Below are 15,126 nucleotides of genomic sequence, written 5' to 3'. Positions count from 1 at the left end.
GGAATGCGCGTCGGGGACGGCTCAGTGTTCTTGACTGCGAGACTATTGAAGCGTGACAAGCCCCGTGGTGAAAAAAAGCGTTCGTTACGTGATGCCGTTGTTATCGCTGGACTCGCAAGAGTTCAGTCGCACCACAAGGCAATCCGGGGATATGCGACTATCGCTACGCATTTCCGCTTCGCGAGCCGACTCGGTTTATTTCCCGAGCGATTCACATAAAGGAACGATGCCGCTGGAGGAATCCACCACATCCTGGATGGTCACGCCAGCGAACGAGGCTTGTGTCGCCGCGTAAGCCCGGTCCAGTTCGGCGTGTAGCGGGCACAGCGACGTGTGCGACTTCAATCCCAACGGGCAATGCCGGATCCGCTGAATCGGGTCCACCGAATCGACTACATCTAGAATACTGATCTTCTTCGCGTCTCGAGTCAGTTCGTAACCACCGCCTGGACCGGGGCGAGATCGCACAAGACCCGCCGCCGCCAAGTCTTGAAGAACGCGGGTCAGATATCGTCGCGGGACCTTGGTCTGTTCAGCAAGTCGATCAGCCGATTCGGGGACGCCCGATTGGCTGCCCATGCAGACGACCGCCCGCAGCGCGTATTCAGCCGTTTTTGAAAGCATGGATGGACTCGGAAAGGAAGAAAGAAGACCCGACGAGGTAATGTGCACCGAAATATCAACATTTCGAGTCTAGCTCGGCCACTTGCTCGAAGCAATGGCACAGCCGTTACGACCGGTGCAACTCAACCGCGACGCTTGTTTTGGTGTCATCCGCTGAGGGAACTGCAGGGTACATTTGGCCAATGAAAGTTTCCGAAGCTAGGTTTGCATTGGAAGCTCCTTTCCTACTGTTGATCCTACTGATTCTATCCACGAACGTTTCGAACCTTGCCATGTCTTCCACGACAGTGTTTCAAAGCGAATGCATTAGCCCGATCATTCGCTCGATTGCGCCTCAATCGTTTCGACGATTCCGCTCCGGTTTTGCAAATTGGCTTCGTGATGAAGACGGCACAACAGCGGTTGAATATGCCGTGATGGTCGCGATGATCGCGGTGGCTTGCGTGACAGCGGTTAACTTGATGAGCTCCGCCGCTCGCGACAGTTTCCAAAACTCGGCGGTAGCCATCGGCGAGTAGACCTCATCAGCGATGTTAGTGCCCCCCTTCGCATCAAGTTTTTTATGTCCAAACGCCCCATCCGCGAACAGTTGCTCGTTGAGCAAGATGTTCAATTGAGTTTGATCCTGCGCGCCGTTCTGTACGGTGCCGCCTGCATGACTTACTTCACTGTCATTCAGTTCTTCACGAAGTCATCGAGCCATCCCGAGACGGCGACTTGGGAGACGGTTCTATTGCTGACCGATGAGGCGATTTATTGGGTTCCCGGCTTTTTTATGTTGGGCCCCTTGATGATCTATGACATGCTTCGAATCACCAATCGGGTTGCCGGCCCGATCTTTGCCATGCGCCGGCAAATGATGGCTATCAATCAAGGTGACGAGGGCCGTCAACTGAAGTTTCGAAACGAAGACTATTGGGATTCTCTCGCATCGGAATTCAACGCCGTGCGAGAAGAAATCATTCGGCTACGCTGCGAAAATAAGCGACTGCAGAGTGAAGCCACCGCCGCGTCAAACTTGATTCAAGATAAACTCGAATCGGAATCATTGGATGATTCTGTCGTGCCGCGCTGAAAACTCATTCAAGAGGGGACTCTCATTTCCGTCCGAAGTCGGCCGGAATCTCGCCCCATTGTTTGGTTTCCCATTTTAAGATCGGGTTGCGGACTCCGTTCTTGGCGAGCCAGCGTTCGGCGCGGTCGACCAAGTTGAACAGTTTTCGATTGTTTGCCGATCGCGGCAGTTTGGTTTTGCAAACGCCTTGTTTGACCCAACTGATTCCGATCCGTGAATCGGAATAAATCGGTGTATCGAATTGCTCGCCACCGTGCAGCAACGCCAATGCGTGAACGATGGCCAGAAACTCGCCGATGTTCACCGTGCCTTCGGGGTACGGTCCCATGTGAAACATGTCGGTGTTGGATTCCAAGTCGACACCTTGGTACTCCAATGCACCCGGGTTGCCTTGGCAGGCGGCGTCGACTGCCCAAGCGCTCATATTCACCCCCAGTGCGGCCAAGTCATCGCGATCGACCTTCGGCGTCGCCGCAGATTTCTTCGATCCGCCACCTTGGCCCCAATGGTCGTCGGCGTCTTGCCCGAAAGCGGCTTCCGCGGCGGGTCGAGAGTCGAACGACTTGTACTTCGCGCCGGAAAAGCCGTTGATCTCGGCTTGGCATTGGTCCCACGACGTATAGACCCCAGGGCGTCGTCCTTGCCAAACGACGTAGAACTTGGGTTTCTTTGCCATTAAGAATGCTTTACTGAATCGTTCCGGTAGCGACGCACTCCGCTGTTTTACCACCGGGCAAGTCGGTCACGATTTCAATCTTTTGCGCGATCCGATCGGGTGTGTCTCCGGCGGTGAACTTCATATTCACGAAGTGCAATTTTTTCTTGCCCTTGGGAATGTCGAAGCTAAATCGCTCATCGACGCAGCGGACTTCTTGAATCTCGAAGTCGTCGTCGGCGCGAACTAGCAAACGTTTCGAAACCGTGCCTCCGGTCTCGGCGGTGCCCAAACTGACTGCCGCCGGCGAGACGCTGATCGTTGGTCGGACTCGTCCGTTGACCGCCATCTCGATCGTCGGAAACTGCGTGTCGTTGCTGACTAGGGTTAACCGTTCGTGGATTTCGCCTTCGGGCATCGACTCCTTCATGCGAACCTGCATTTCGTACTGCACCAAGCCCGGTTGGACGCGAGGTTGGCTCAGCTTGACTTGCAGATCGCCACAATGACTGCGGACATCTTGAATTCGCCAGCCTGGGTTACCACGGTGCGAGATGGTGATTTGCCGGTCCTGGATCTGGCCGGGTTTGCTCTCACCGAAGTCGATATCGGAAGGTTCGAACGTCACATCGGTACGAATGTAGCCGCTAACGGCCAACTGAACTTCCGCATAAAACGGCTGATCGAAAACGACCGTAACGGTAGCCGCCTTTTGCCCGATGAAGGTGCTCGTATTGAGCGTCGCAACGATCGCGGCCGTTTCGTGGGTGGCCAACGTGTCTTTGGTCACCGTCGGCGTGGTGCACCCGCAACTACTGCGAACAGCGGCGACGTGGACGTCTTCTTCGTAAATGTTGCGAAATTCAAAACGATGTTCAGCCGTGGTGCCACGACCGACGATGCGAAAATCGTGCTTGGTTTCCGAGAACATTTTCTCGGCCCAATTTTCGGCTGAGCAAACAGCGGGGAAAACGGGCATGAGAAAGCCTGCAATGAAGCAAGCGACGATACCGTGTCGAATCAATGAAGCACTCATAGCGAGAGATACCGTCTCCTATTACAAAAAAACGAGGCCAAAAGGTTAACGGACTTCCTTTTCTACCTTGTCGGCCAGTGAGTCAAATTTTTCCAATAATTCCGCCAAACGTTCCATCGGCAACCCAACAATGTTGCTCTCGCTGTCCTGATCGACCACCGAGATCCAATCATTGCCGTCTTGGTAACCGAACGCGCCCGCCTTGCCTTCCCAAAGTAACGTGTCGAGGTACGCATCGAGCTGTTCGGCCGAGAGGGTTTGCATTTCCAATCGAGACCGCACGACGTCAACATAGCAGCGATTGCTTGCGGCCGACCATAAGCAAACGCCCGTATAAACGTCATGTTTCGTGCCGCTGAGTAATTTCAGCATGGATTCGGCGTGATCGCGGTTTTTGGGCTTACCGAGGATTTGTCCTTGGCAGGCGGCCAACGTGTCGGCGGCCAAGATCAGCCCACGTTTTCGTTTGCGAATCACGTCGGCGGCCTTTTGGAATGCCAGTCGGGCGACCATTTCGGGAGCCGTTTCGCGAGAGCAGATCCCGCACTCGGCCGAATCGGCGGCCGGTTGAATTTCGAACTCGTAACCAGCCGCATGAAGCAACTCAGCCCGCCGGGGTGAGCCGCTGGCCAGCACGAGCGGCTCGTCGGTCGGCAGCCGGCCTCGCGGCAGATCGTTCATCAACGGCAGGGAACTCATCGTTTTCGATCCCGTCTCAGCATTCTTCGGCGAAGGCGTGTTGCTTGGCCGACACGACACGAAAATCCTCGGTCGCCGCTTCCTGCCCCGGCAGTACCCGCTGGCCGGTGGGCAATTGAGGCCCAGGAATTTCCGGCCCGGTGTGCGTGATTTCGTTCTTCTCGTTGACGAAGATCAGCCGTGGGCGATGGCTTGCCACGTCCTTCTCAGGAACCATCGCAAACGCCGCTAAGATCACGTGGTCGCCCGGCCGGATCAAATGAGCGGCGGCTCCGTTGGCACAAATGTCGTGCGATCCAGGCAGTCCTTCGATCGCGTAAGTTTCCAAACGCGAACCACGTGTCACGTTCCAAACATGCAACGACTCGTAGACCGAAATGCCGGCGGCGGCCAACAACTCGGGCGGCACGGTCATGCTGCCTTCGTAATGAACGTCCGCTGCGGTGACGGTGGCGCGGTGAATTTTTGCCGCAAGCAACTTGCGATAGGGGGCATCCAAAGGGCTAGCCTGCCAAATAAGGTTTCAGTTTTTCGACGGTCTCTTCGTTGCCGATCTCTAGTTTTCCGAATCCGTACGTAGCTCCCTCTTCGACGGCGGTTTGTTGGTGTTCGTCGTAATTGGTAACCAACATCACCGGCACATCCTTGACGTCCGGGTCCGATTTGATCGCACGAATGATTTCAAGGCCGTCGCTATAATCGCGATCGAGTTTGCGATTGACGGTGACCAGGTCGACTTTTCGTGATCGGAGCAACTCCAACGTGTCTTCGGCACCGTGGGTTTGCAGCACGGTGGCTTCAAAATTCGCAGTCACCATCTTGCGGATGGAGTTGAAATCGGGGCCACAATTGCCACAATCGACAAGCGTTTTCGGCATTTCGGGTGGTCTTGAACTCGAGGGAAGCGGGTGGATTAACGGCATCAGCCGATCGACCGGCAACGGACAGTACTTGGACTTCTTCAGTGTGACCACGATTTTAGCGATCGGCAAGGTCCAAGCTTAAAACTCCCGGTCGGCCCCCGCTGAATCCGCCAAACGCTGCACATGCAAATCAATGGAAAAGCTCTCAAACAAGGAACAAGCGGGGTCGATCACCCCTTCCTCGACGAGGCTCGCCAAGGTCCAGTCTGGCGAAATTAGGCAAGATTTCAATAAGACGCATTGGACGTTGATCCCTCGTTCGCTCGACACTTGGTGGGCTAACCAAAGCGAGATCGAGTCGGTGGTCGTCCGCCAATCCTCGGGCAACCGGACTGTTTGCCTGCGGCTCGATATGGGGGTGTAAAATGCGGGAACATTCAGCAGGACGAACTCTGGACATCCTCCTCGGCCGAGCGGCCGATGGCCAGCCAAGGATGACAGGTAATCCTGCCACTGCGATGCCGTGTCGATCGATCGGCACCGACCCCACGACGGATCGTCTTGAATGGCCTCACGCAGGCAATCGTAAGAATGCCGCAGCATCTCGACACACCGCCAATGAACCGTCGCGGGCAACCCCGGACGTAAGCGATCCCACATCCGCACCGCCTCGATCATTTGCCCCCCGCCGATGATCGCGATTGTGGAGTCGCCCTCGTCTTCAAACCGCCGTCGCCAATTCTGCAGGTCCGCCAATAGGTGAGGACGCAGCAACAAACTGCCGCCGATCTTGATGATTCGGATCGTCATTGCTTTTTATCCAAGAGAATTGAGGAGGAAAACCACGAATTCGAGTTTCGATCTTGCTGCCGTATGCGCGGCTCTGGGATACTCCGGCGATCGCTCTCCTCCGTCCCTTTTTGTTGCAAGGATGCTTTCACGTGGCTACTGGACCTTTCATGGATGTCTCGGATTTATCCGTTGATCGTCTCTATGAACTTTATATGGCGATCGCCCGAAGTGACCATGCATTCCGAATGCTTGCGATGTACGGGACGGCATCCCCACCAGCGGGACACTGTGTCTTTCGTCCACTCAGCCGCGAAACGTTCACTCAGCGGGTGTTGCACTACGATACGTTGGAAGGTGGGTTGATCGGCCGATCGTTGCGTCAACGTTTGGCGCGACAGGCGTTCGCTTATGGCATCGATTCGTTCGATCGCGTGGCGGCCCGGCGTGCCGCCTAGCGGAAATCGTAACCCGACGCGTCAGCGAGGGATCGAACGCCATTCATTCCTCTGTAGGTATCCCTCGTTTACCGGCGTGGTGAATTACTCGGATACTGAAATACAGCAATTAGCCGATGGGCGTTAGCCCCGGTTGGCGTCCGGTTAACCGCCGCTAACGCGGTACGGCTAATTAAATCGACCCGCCGTTACGCATCGGGTTATGAATAATCCGGGCTAACGTACCGCGAAGGATACCTGCGATCACCAAAAGGATGTTGCGTTGAACAATCTACCCGATCGATGCCTGTTAACGATCCTGCGGGCGGCGCATTGCCGCAGCACGCATCATCACTTTGCGATCGACGCGCTGCCGCTGGTGAGCACCGATGCCGGCCATCGACTGGCGTCTCACTTAATGCGTCACCATCAACGCTATCTTGCCGGGGCAAAGGATCCCGACAAACGCTTTCGTGATTTTCACAACCACGTCATTCATGTTGACGACGGTTACTGGGGCGGCGCGCCTCGGGTCGCTCACCAATGGTACGACCGTTTGCAAAAGTATCTGCGTCAAGAACGGTGGTCCGATGCCGCGCACGCGGCCGGCGTGCTCAGCCACTATTTCACCGATCCGATTCAGCCGTTGCACACCGGACAAAAGATCGAAGAAAAAGTGCTGCATCGCCCGATCGAATGGAGCATCACCAAATCTTACGCTTCGCTGTTCATGCAATGGAAAACGGACCCGACTCGGATCGTGTTTCAGTTGTCCGACGGCCCCGGATGGCTCGGTGACGCAATCCTGCAATCCGCACGAGTCGCCCATCAACATTATGAAACTTTAATCGAACATTACGACCTGCAAGCCGGTCGCGTCGATCCACCTGCGGGTCTGGATCGAGTTTCTCGAGGGTGCTTGTCGCAGCTGATCGGCTTGTGCGTGACCGGATGGGCTCGAGTCATTGAACGAGCCGCGTTGGAGGCCGAACTTGCTCGTAATTGTCCGTTGCCTCATCAGGGCACAAGCTTGGCATGCGTTCTCGCGGGCATCCGTGTTCCCACTCAAGTTTGGTTGCGGCGGATCGAACACAAAGTCGAACAGAAAAAAGTACGTAACTTGATCGACGAGTTCGAACAGACCGGCAGCGTTTCGAAGTACCTTCCCAGTGAAGTTCGGGTGCTCGAAAAAGTCCGCAAGGTTCATCGTCGCGAGAAAGAGTTCACGAAGGCGCTGTTGGCAAGAAAACAGCAAGCAACCGTTCGAATCCTGGAAGAATCTATTCCTCAAGAGGATACCGTTTCTCACGAAGCGATCGTTGCCCAAGAAGCGAGCGTGCCGCTCCATGGAATCGTATCGTTTGATTCCAAGCGAGAGCCACAGGTTCGCTTGCACGTCCAAGACGAATTGGTGGATGCCCCTTCGATCGGCAAGAAGACGGCCGCCCGATTTGCCGAGATCGGCGTCCACACGGTGGGCGACTTTCTGTCGGCTACCCCCGAGGCGATGGCGGAAAAGCTGGCCACGCGTTGGATCACGGTCGAGACGTTGCGAGTGTGGCGGTGCCAAGCCATCTTGATGTGTCAACTGCCCGAGATGCTCGCGAGAGAGACACAATTGCTCGTCGGAGCGGGGTTCGCGACGGCGGACAAAATCGCAAAATCCGATGCCGAAACGATCCTGACGGCGGTTCAGCGATACGCGTCATCCCACTCGGGATTGCGATACCTTCGCGGCGCCGAACCGCCGGATTTGCAACGCGTCGAGGAATGGGTTGGCGAAGCCGCACTGGCGCTCGTTCGCCAAAAACGAGCACTCGCCCGAATGCCGGTGCAGGTTTCCACACATGAAAATGTAAGCAAAGCAGCTTAGTGCCCGTGCGATCAAGACTGTGGCAGCGACTTTCAGTCGCCGTTTCGGAACTCGGCGACTGAAAAGTCACCACCACCTACTGTTTACGAGATGTGCGGTGACAGGGGGAGTCAACACGACTGCCCCGATGCACTAACATAGGGCCTTCGCCCTGGCGGATCGTTTCGCGACGAACGACCGCCGGGAATTCTTGCCGGGAATCTCCCGCCGAAACCCTTACGAATTAGCCCGATGACCGCACCGAACGCCAATCCAGCCGTGGACTCACAGGACCCATCCGACCCGCGCAGCCAACGCAAACAAGAAATTCGCAAAGCCGCCCACGCGGCCCGGAAAGCTCAGCCGGACAAGGAATCGGTCAGCCGGCAGATCACCGATGCGGTCATCGCCTTGCCCGCCTACCAAAATGCGAACTGCGTGATGTGGTACGTCGACGTGCGGGACGAGGCGCGGACTCGGCACGCCCTGCCCGACGCCGTTGCCAGTGGAAAAAAAATCGTTATCCCGTTTTGCGTCGACGGCGAACTGGAGTTGTTTCACTTAGAGTCGATGGACGAACTCGCCGAAGGCATGTATGGCATCTTGGAACCGAAGGAAGAACTTCGGGAAGTCGCCGCCAAACGAGTCCCCGTCGAGGAACTCGATCTGATCCTGGTGCCCGGGGTTGGCTTCGACGCCGTCGGTGGCCGCACCGGCCACGGCAAAGGCTACTACGACAAGTTACTCGAGAACGCTCGTTTGGAGACTCCCCTGATCGCGTTAGCGTTCGATTGTCAAATGTTCGACGAGATTCCGATGCAGTCCCATGACATCTACATGGACATGGTCGTCACGCAGTCGAACGTCTACCAAGGTAAAGGGCGTTCGCCGGAATGAATCCCCTGAAACGAAGCGAACTCGTCGAAGACACCTACGCGGAAGGCTTTCGCAGTATCTACGGCGAAGTCTTGATCACCGCCCGCGATCGTAAATGGCTCGACCACGCGACTTCGGCAGCGACGGGCCATGCCTCCAGCACCATCATGTGTGACTGCGAAGCGGGTGTGTCCCATATTCTTGAACCGACCGAGACCCCTGACGGTCGCGTCGGCGCGGTCGTGCAGTTCCATGTGCCTCGCTTCCGCAAAGACCGCCGCGAGCATCTTGAGAGGGTGATGTTGGCCCGGATCAGTCAAAACGTTTTGACGTGCCCGACGGCGCGTTGCTTCAATCGACTCGATACCGAAGACTATTACAAACTCGGTCGAAAGGTGGCGTTCTTTGGCGACCGCCACCAATACCGCGACGAACGATTCGGAGAAAAAGGTTGGGTGATCCCAATCCTTGGCGGCGAGTTCTTTCTGTCGCGTCGTTTTGGTTTTGCTGATGGGATCATGGGCGGCAATCTGTGGTTTTTTGCCGGTGACGAGGACACCGCGATCGATGCCGCCGAACGGGCGGCGATCGCGAGTGAGTCGATCCCCGGTTGCATCACGACCTTTCCCGGTGGCGTTGCGGCAAGCGGATCCAAGGCCGGCAGCAGCTACGATTTCACGATCGCATCGACGTATGCGGAATTCTGTCCGACACTCAAAGACAAACTCGGCGAAAAGTCCAAAGTTCCCGAAGGTGTGCGGTGCATCATGGAGATCATTTTGAACGGATCGGACTTGGAATGTTTGAAAACCGCCACTCGCGCAGCCATCGAAGCCGCCGCCGAAGTTCCCGGTTTGATGCGAATCAGTGCCGGCAACTATGGCGGACGCTTGGGCAAATCATTCATCCATTTGCATGAACTGATCTAGCCGATGGTGATCAACGCCGCCGTTCACTACGCCTGTTTGGCCATGATGGATTTAGCGATCCATGGAGGCGTTTCCAACAGCGGCGACTCGTCCGGCCATCACGAAGTGGTCCCCGTTCGGTCGAGTGAAATCATTCGGCGAAACGAAATCCCCGGCCCCTATCTCGTTCAGATCCTCCGCACGTTGAAGGCGACCGGATGGATCCAAGCGGTCCGGGGGAGCCAGGGTGGTTACCTGCTCGTCGTTGCGCCCGATTCGATTACGCTATTGGATATTGCCGAAGCCATCGGTTGCCCCGACTCGATCGAACCGGCCCGCGATGATGAACCGTCGGCGCAACGCGCACTCAAAAAACATTGGCGAGACGCCGACGAACAGTCACGCCAACAACTCGCTCGTGTAAGATTGGGAGATGTCATTCGGAGCGTTCGCGAAAGCGAAGAACCGATGTTTTACATCTAGAGGCTGTTGTCTTAACGCGGCTACGCCGCAAACACACAAGCCCGACGCACAAGTTTTGAAGCTGCACTTTTTTCGTAACCCGCTGCGTAAGCGAGGGATAATTGATACTAACTCATCCCTCGCTTACGCATTTTGAAGCTGCACTTTTTTCGTAACCCGCTGCGTAAGCTCACTGTACCACACAAGTCGGTGAGAGCAGCTTGAAGTTTTAGTGGAGAATCGCTTGGGGGAGGCTTTTCTTTTGTCGGTCAGCGTCGAATGATGCAACGCCAAATTTGCTGGCGGGGATTTCGCTCCAGGGAAAGGACCATGAACGGAAACACACATGCTCGATGGAAGGGCGTCAAATGTCAGAGGGTATCAAGACTGGGCTGGAGATTGCCGATGAGTTTGCGGGCGTGGACCTGGGAGACTTGCGACTCAATCGCAGGCTATTGAAAATAGCCAGCGCTCTGGCAGGGTGCCCGACCGGGTCGATTCCAGCTGCAACCGATGGCCGGGCCGAGATGGAAGCAGCTTATCGCTTTTTCGACAACGCCAAAGTCACTCCTGCGGACGTCCTCGCTCCGCACCGCGAAGCCACTTTGCAGCGAATCAGGCAATGCAACATGGTCGTGTTGGCTCAAGACACGACCGAAATGGAGTTGACCCGTCCGACGCAGCAGGTCGAAGGTGCCGGTCCGCTTACCAGCGAGAAACGTCGTGGCAGCTACTATCATCCGTTGATGGCGTTCAATCTTGAAAACCTGTGTTTGGGGACGGTATGGAACAAGCACTGGGTCCGCGAGAAGATTCATGTCGGTCGCAGTGAAGCGGACAAGCAACGAGCCAAGTTAAGCACGCCGATCGAAGACAAAGAAAGCATGCGTTGGATCGAAGGGATTCGTGCCGGTCGCGAAGTGGCCCAGGCGTGTCCCCAGACCACTTGCGTTTGCGTCAGCGACAGTGAATCGGACATCTACGAGTTGTTCGCCGAGCCGCTTGGCACCCCGTCGGGCAACGACTTACATTTGGTAATCCGTGCTTGCCGCGACCGCAAGTTGCTTGACGGGGACAGCAAGATTGACGACGCCAAACTCTTCGACGCCGTTCGAAAGAGCGAGTGCCTCTACCGATGCGTCGTTGATGTCAGCAGTCGCAAGGCCAAGCCTAACGCCCAACGAAAATCGCCACGGACATCACCGCGTGACGCCCGAACTGCCAAGGTTGAGGTTCGGGCCCTGAGCGTCACACTGGCTCCCCCATCGCGTCCCGATCGCACACTGCCGTCGCTGAAGCTGAACGTGATCTTGGTCGAGGAACCCAATCCGCCTGAAGGACAAGAACCGATCCAGTGGCTACTGCTGACGACGCTTCCGATCTCCACGATCGAGGAAGTCCAACGGGTCGTTGCTTGTTACTGCATCCGCTGGCAGATTGAGATCACCCAAGCGGAATGCGTATCAAGAACGAGCTTGTATCGACTCGCCGCTTGAAATTACAGTGTCTGTGGCTGCTTTGATGCAATTGGTCGCGTTCTGCCGCAACCGCCACGCTCAAAGCGATCGTTTCAAAATAGGCAATTTGCAAGGAGGTCCCTCATGCCCAACGTGCCCCCCCGCGCCGAGAGAACTATCAACCGCCGCTGACCGAAGTACCGACGTCCTTGCCGCTGAACCAGATGTGGGCGAGGCTCGACGAGGTGACTCGGCGAGACCTTCGCGGACGGATGAGCCTGTTGGTCAGTCGAGCCATGGCGCAACGTCTTCCCAGCGAACCAAGGCGGGAGGGCGGTCATGAGTAACACAGCGCAAGCAACTCGTCGCACCGACACTCGTGAGCGACGTTCTCGATTAAGTGACAAGATACTCGATCATCATCTGGATCGACTCGCGATCGTCTATGTTCGTCAATCGACACAGCATCAAGTACTTGAACATCGTGAGTCGACCGCTAGACAGTACGCGCTGACCGATCGCGCCGAAGAGTTCGGTTGGTCACAAGATCGAATCGAAGTCATTGATGACGACCAAGGCATCAGTGGCAGTTCAATCGTAGGACGTGAGGGCTTTCAAAGACTGCTTGGTGAGATCAGCGCCGATCGTGTTGGTATCGTGCTTGGATTGGAGATGAGTCGTTTGGCTCGTTCATGTAAAGACTGGCATACGTTGTTGGAGTTGTGCGCGATCTATCGTGTCTTGCTTGCCGATGCTGACGGATTGTACGATCCGTCTAATCACAACGATCGGCTGCTGTTGGGACTCAAGGGAACGATGAGCGAAGCAGAGCTTCACATTCTCAAGACACGGATGCACCAAGGCATGTGGAATAAGGCGGAGCGAGGCGAAGTGCTAAACCATCCGCCGATCGGTTACATTCGCAGCGTCAAGGCACGCGATGGCGAAGGGGATTACGTGATCGATCCTGACGCGCAGGTGCAAGAAGTTGTGAAGATGGTGTTCGATCAGTTTGTACGTTTGGGCAGCATCAACGCGTTACTACGCTGGATGGTGAGTCATGACATCAAAGTGCCCGTGCGTCCTCACTTCGGCAGCGATCGCGGCGAACTGACGTGGCGACCTCCCAATCGCGTGACGCTGTGCAACATGTTGCATCATCCGATCTATGCTGGCGCGTATCGTTGGGGACATCGCGAAGTCGACACGCGAAAAAAAATCGCTGGCCGACCGACGACAGGTCGCACATTGAAGTCTCACGAGGACTGTCGCGTGCTGATCCGCGATCGTTTCGACGCCTACATCGACTGGGAGACTTTCGAGCGAATCCAACAAAAACTGCGGGAAAACAGTCATTTGGGGACGACACTGTCAGCTCCTCGCCACGGGCCAAGCGTGTTAGCCGGGTTGGTGGTCTGCGGTCGCTGCGGACATCGTATGCTTGTTCAGTATGCCAACATTCGTAAGGAGAATCCGACTGGCTCGTTGCGTTACAGTTGTCAGCGTGATGCAATTGACTACGGCGGTGATCTCTGCCAGAGCCTTTCGGGTGAGTCACTCGAAGCGTTCGTGATCTCGCGTCTGTTGCAAGTTGTCGAGCCTGCGTCGTTGGAGGTTTCGCTTGCCGCAGTCGAAGACATTCAGCGCGAACGTGAGCGACTGAAATCGCATTGGCAACAGCGACTCTCTCGCTCAAATCATGGGGTCGAAGTGGCACGCAAGTCTTACGCGGCAGTCGATCCCGAGAACCGCTTGGTCGCCAAGGAACTCGAACGACGCTGGGAGGAAGCGTTGCGTGAGCAAGAACAATTGACGATCGAGTACGATCGCTTTCAAACCTCGACACCTGCAAAACTGAGCGACAACGAACGTCAAGAGATCAAGTCGCTCTCGGAATGTTTACCGCAGTTGTGGATTGCTGAAACAACCACTGCCGAAGACCGTTGCGAGATCGCGCGTCTGTTGATCGATGAAGTCGTCGTCAATGTCGAAGGCGACAGCGAACGAGTAGATGTGGACATTCATTGGAAGGGCGGATTCGGCAGTCACCACGCGATGCGTCGTCCGGTTCAAACGTACGAGCAACTGTCGTACTACGACGAACTGTTATCACGCATCAAAGCCTTGCTCGATGAAGGCAAAACGCTCGGTTCGATCGCCAAGCTTTTGAATGCCGAAGGTTATCAACCACCAAAACGCTCATCACTATTTAGCGCAGGAATCCTAGCACGCTTCCTGCGTGATCGCGGCATTCGAACCGGACCGTTACCCAAGAGCGTCACCGAAGAACGCCATCTTCGCAGGGATGAATGGTGGCTCAGCGACTTGGCCGCTGCGCTGTCGATGCCCATCGCCACGCTCCATCGTTGGCAACGCGTCGGCTGGGTCACTTCGCACAAAGTAGCGGCAACTGGACGTTGGTCGATCTACGCCGATGCGGAGGAACTCGCTCGCCTGACGCAACTCCGCACCCAGCATCGCGGTTGGCCTGACCCCTATCCTCGCGCCCTGATCACACCCAAACCGAACCCGAATTCGGATTCAGCTGGGGAATAATGCTAGCAAATACCGACGGAAGAATAACCCCGACTTCTATGGAGGCAGTATGACTGGACGATTGAACTACTTGGAACTATTGGACTGGACGGCCCGTCAGGCGGCCCCAGGCAAACGTGGCAAGACGCCCGCAAGTGTCCCGCCGCTTCTCCAGCGACTCGGTTTGGATCAAGCGTCTTGGTGTGAGTTGGTCAGCGACTTCGGCAAGCTGTTCTGCACCGTTGCTGGTAGTCCCGACAGTGTCGACTCCATGCGGAGTCACGGCACTCATCGACGTTATCATTTGCGTCGCCGGGCACGCGAGCTATTCGCGGTCACGGACTAAGGTCCGGGATCAGCATCTTATTTGCTTCAGCTCATCGGCCCAACAGGCCGATCGTGGATGAGGCATGCACTTTTCTCATCGCAAACGCCGCCAGAGCTAGCAAAACCAAAGCCGTCGAGGCTTCGGTGCTGGCGACTTTTGTTGAATCAAGGTTGTAGCTCGGTTAAGCTACATGCGGATGAGCTGGCAAAGTGTCGTGTCCCCAGGCTTGATCCCTGATCAAAGTGTCGTGTCCCCAGGCTTGAGTCCTATGATCGGCAAGCGGAAGGTCACAAGCAGCATCGCCATCGGTCGACTGGTTCAGTCCGTTGAAAACACTTCGCACTCCCACGACATGGAATTCATCGGCCTGACGACGGAAGCCGCCGCAGAACTGGCAAGACAGCGCAAGAGATCCTGGCGCATCATTCGGCAGGACGGGGAGCCGAAACCGCCAGGAATGGCAGTCGAAGATGACCGCCTGAATTTTGAAATTAAAAACAATCACGTGATTCGCATCCTGCGAGGTTAAT

At 56.0% G+C, this 15,126-nt stretch carries 18 protein-coding genes; 11 read left to right on the top strand and 7 right to left on the bottom strand.

Annotated elements, in window-relative coordinates; translation table 11 throughout:
• Window positions 1–195 precede the first annotated feature (195 nt).
• Entirely contained in the window at window positions 196–624 is a 429-nt protein-coding gene (locus tag Pla100_RS12605; protein ID WP_146578016.1) for an RrF2 family transcriptional regulator, read from the bottom strand.
• Between the two features lie 272 nt (window positions 625–896).
• Here Pla100_RS12605 and Pla100_RS12600 point away from each other — a divergent pair, with 272 nt between their 5' ends.
• On the top strand, window positions 897–1,142 hold the full coding sequence (locus tag Pla100_RS12600; protein WP_146578015.1) for a Flp family type IVb pilin: 246 nt from the start codon (window positions 897–899) through the stop codon (window positions 1,140–1,142).
• 44 nt (window positions 1,143–1,186) lie between these two features.
• Complete coding sequence (locus tag Pla100_RS12595) at window positions 1,187–1,699, top strand: hypothetical protein (RefSeq protein WP_197167885.1); 513 nt, start codon at window positions 1,187–1,189, stop codon at window positions 1,697–1,699.
• Window positions 1,700–1,721: 22 nt separating this feature from the next.
• On the opposite strand, the gene Pla100_RS12590 is transcribed toward Pla100_RS12595, so the two are convergent.
• The 6 genes from Pla100_RS12590 to Pla100_RS12565 all read right to left on the bottom strand — a co-directional run bounded on the left by Pla100_RS12590 (window position 1,722) and on the right by Pla100_RS12565 (window position 5,762).
• On the bottom strand, window positions 1,722–2,375 hold the full coding sequence (locus Pla100_RS12590; protein ID WP_146578014.1) for a ribonuclease H1 domain-containing protein: 654 nt from the start codon (window positions 2,373–2,375) through the stop codon (window positions 1,722–1,724).
• Window positions 2,376–2,385: 10 nt separating this feature from the next.
• Window positions 2,386–3,285 carry a DUF1573 domain-containing protein gene (locus Pla100_RS12585; protein ID WP_146578013.1) on the bottom strand — a complete coding sequence of 300 codons (900 nt, stop codon included), beginning with the start codon at window positions 3,283–3,285 and terminating at the stop codon, window positions 2,386–2,388.
• Window positions 3,286–3,435: 150 nt separating this feature from the next.
• The gene (locus tag Pla100_RS12580) at window positions 3,436–4,071 is read right to left on the bottom strand and encodes a Maf family protein (protein ID WP_146578161.1); all 636 of its coding nucleotides are present in this window, start codon (window positions 4,069–4,071) and stop codon (window positions 3,436–3,438) included.
• Window positions 4,072–4,105: 34 nt separating this feature from the next.
• Window positions 4,106–4,588, bottom strand: coding sequence for an aspartate 1-decarboxylase (gene panD / locus Pla100_RS12575; protein WP_146578012.1), 483 nt, complete (start codon window positions 4,586–4,588; stop codon window positions 4,106–4,108).
• Between the two features lie 4 nt (window positions 4,589–4,592).
• Window positions 4,593–5,081, bottom strand: a complete 489-nt coding sequence (locus Pla100_RS12570) for a response regulator (protein ID WP_231603001.1) — start codon at window positions 5,079–5,081, stop codon at window positions 4,593–4,595.
• A 9-nt stretch (window positions 5,082–5,090) separates the two neighbouring features.
• On the bottom strand, window positions 5,091–5,762 hold the full coding sequence (locus Pla100_RS12565) for an amino acid kinase family protein (RefSeq protein WP_146578010.1): 672 nt from the start codon (window positions 5,760–5,762) through the stop codon (window positions 5,091–5,093).
• Window positions 5,763–5,893: 131 nt separating this feature from the next.
• Between Pla100_RS12565 and Pla100_RS12560 the strand changes: the two genes are divergently transcribed.
• From Pla100_RS12560 to Pla100_RS12515, 9 genes are all read left to right on the top strand, one after another.
• Window positions 5,894–6,199, top strand: a complete 306-nt coding sequence (locus Pla100_RS12560; protein ID WP_146578009.1) for a hypothetical protein — start codon at window positions 5,894–5,896, stop codon at window positions 6,197–6,199.
• Between the two features lie 262 nt (window positions 6,200–6,461).
• The gene (locus Pla100_RS12550; protein ID WP_231603000.1) at window positions 6,462–8,051 is read left to right on the top strand and encodes a DUF4332 domain-containing protein; all 1,590 of its coding nucleotides are present in this window, start codon (window positions 6,462–6,464) and stop codon (window positions 8,049–8,051) included.
• A 231-nt stretch (window positions 8,052–8,282) separates the two neighbouring features.
• Entirely contained in the window at window positions 8,283–8,927 is a 645-nt protein-coding gene (locus Pla100_RS12545) for a 5-formyltetrahydrofolate cyclo-ligase (RefSeq protein WP_146578008.1), read from the top strand.
• Complete coding sequence (gene fhcD, locus Pla100_RS12540; protein ID WP_146578007.1) at window positions 8,924–9,835, top strand: formylmethanofuran--tetrahydromethanopterin N-formyltransferase; 912 nt, start codon at window positions 8,924–8,926, stop codon at window positions 9,833–9,835. The genes Pla100_RS12545 and fhcD overlap by 4 nt, the downstream gene beginning before the upstream one ends.
• A gap of 3 nt (window positions 9,836–9,838) precedes the next feature.
• Window positions 9,839–10,297: an Rrf2 family transcriptional regulator gene (locus Pla100_RS12535; protein ID WP_146578006.1), complete on the top strand. Its 459-nt coding sequence runs from the start codon at window positions 9,839–9,841 to the stop codon at window positions 10,295–10,297.
• A 347-nt stretch (window positions 10,298–10,644) separates the two neighbouring features.
• On the top strand, window positions 10,645–11,772 hold the full coding sequence (locus Pla100_RS12530) for an IS4 family transposase (RefSeq protein WP_197167884.1): 1,128 nt from the start codon (window positions 10,645–10,647) through the stop codon (window positions 11,770–11,772).
• A 300-nt stretch (window positions 11,773–12,072) separates the two neighbouring features.
• On the top strand, window positions 12,073–14,289 hold the full coding sequence (locus tag Pla100_RS12525; RefSeq protein WP_146578004.1) for a recombinase family protein: 2,217 nt from the start codon (window positions 12,073–12,075) through the stop codon (window positions 14,287–14,289).
• A 49-nt stretch (window positions 14,290–14,338) separates the two neighbouring features.
• Window positions 14,339–14,614 carry a hypothetical protein gene (locus Pla100_RS12520; protein WP_231602999.1) on the top strand — a complete coding sequence of 92 codons (276 nt, stop codon included), beginning with the start codon at window positions 14,339–14,341 and terminating at the stop codon, window positions 14,612–14,614.
• 250 nt (window positions 14,615–14,864) lie between these two features.
• Window positions 14,865–15,125, top strand: coding sequence for a hypothetical protein (locus tag Pla100_RS12515; RefSeq protein WP_146578003.1), 261 nt, complete (start codon window positions 14,865–14,867; stop codon window positions 15,123–15,125).
• The last annotated feature ends 1 nt before the right edge of the window (window position 15,126 follow it).

Source organism: Neorhodopirellula pilleata, assembly GCF_007859915.1.
GTDB lineage: Bacteria > Planctomycetota > Planctomycetia > Pirellulales > Pirellulaceae > Rhodopirellula > Rhodopirellula pilleata.
This window is presented reverse-complemented; position numbering and strand designations above follow the sequence as displayed.

Bases quoted from the DNA above. Each gene is read 5' to 3' on its own strand.
- Pla100_RS12520 (WP_231602999.1), top strand. From the start codon at position 14,339: ATGACTGGACGATTGAACTACTTGGAACTATTGGACTGGACGGCCCGT.
- Pla100_RS12545 (WP_146578008.1), top strand. From the start codon at position 8,283: ATGACCGCACCGAACGCCAATCCAGCCGTGGACTCACAGGACCCATCC.
- Pla100_RS12595 (WP_197167885.1), top strand. From the start codon at position 1,187: ATGTCCAAACGCCCCATCCGCGAACAGTTGCTCGTTGAGCAAGATGTT.
- Pla100_RS12535 (WP_146578006.1), top strand. From the start codon at position 9,839: ATGGTGATCAACGCCGCCGTTCACTACGCCTGTTTGGCCATGATGGAT.
- Pla100_RS12605 (WP_146578016.1), bottom strand. From the start codon at position 624: ATGCTTTCAAAAACGGCTGAATACGCGCTGCGGGCGGTCGTCTGCATG.
- Pla100_RS12565 (WP_146578010.1), bottom strand. From the start codon at position 5,762: ATGACGATCCGAATCATCAAGATCGGCGGCAGTTTGTTGCTGCGTCCT.
- Pla100_RS12515 (WP_146578003.1), top strand. From the start codon at position 14,865: ATGATCGGCAAGCGGAAGGTCACAAGCAGCATCGCCATCGGTCGACTG.
- Pla100_RS12525 (WP_146578004.1), top strand. From the start codon at position 12,073: ATGAGTAACACAGCGCAAGCAACTCGTCGCACCGACACTCGTGAGCGA.
- Pla100_RS12530 (WP_197167884.1), top strand. From the start codon at position 10,645: ATGTCAGAGGGTATCAAGACTGGGCTGGAGATTGCCGATGAGTTTGCG.
- Pla100_RS12580 (WP_146578161.1), bottom strand. From the start codon at position 4,071: ATGAACGATCTGCCGCGAGGCCGGCTGCCGACCGACGAGCCGCTCGTG.
- Pla100_RS12585 (WP_146578013.1), bottom strand. From the start codon at position 3,285: ATGTTCTCGGAAACCAAGCACGATTTTCGCATCGTCGGTCGTGGCACC.
- Pla100_RS12600 (WP_146578015.1), top strand. From the start codon at position 897: ATGTCTTCCACGACAGTGTTTCAAAGCGAATGCATTAGCCCGATCATT.
- fhcD (WP_146578007.1), top strand. From the start codon at position 8,924: ATGAATCCCCTGAAACGAAGCGAACTCGTCGAAGACACCTACGCGGAA.
- Pla100_RS12590 (WP_146578014.1), bottom strand. From the start codon at position 2,375: ATGGCAAAGAAACCCAAGTTCTACGTCGTTTGGCAAGGACGACGCCCT.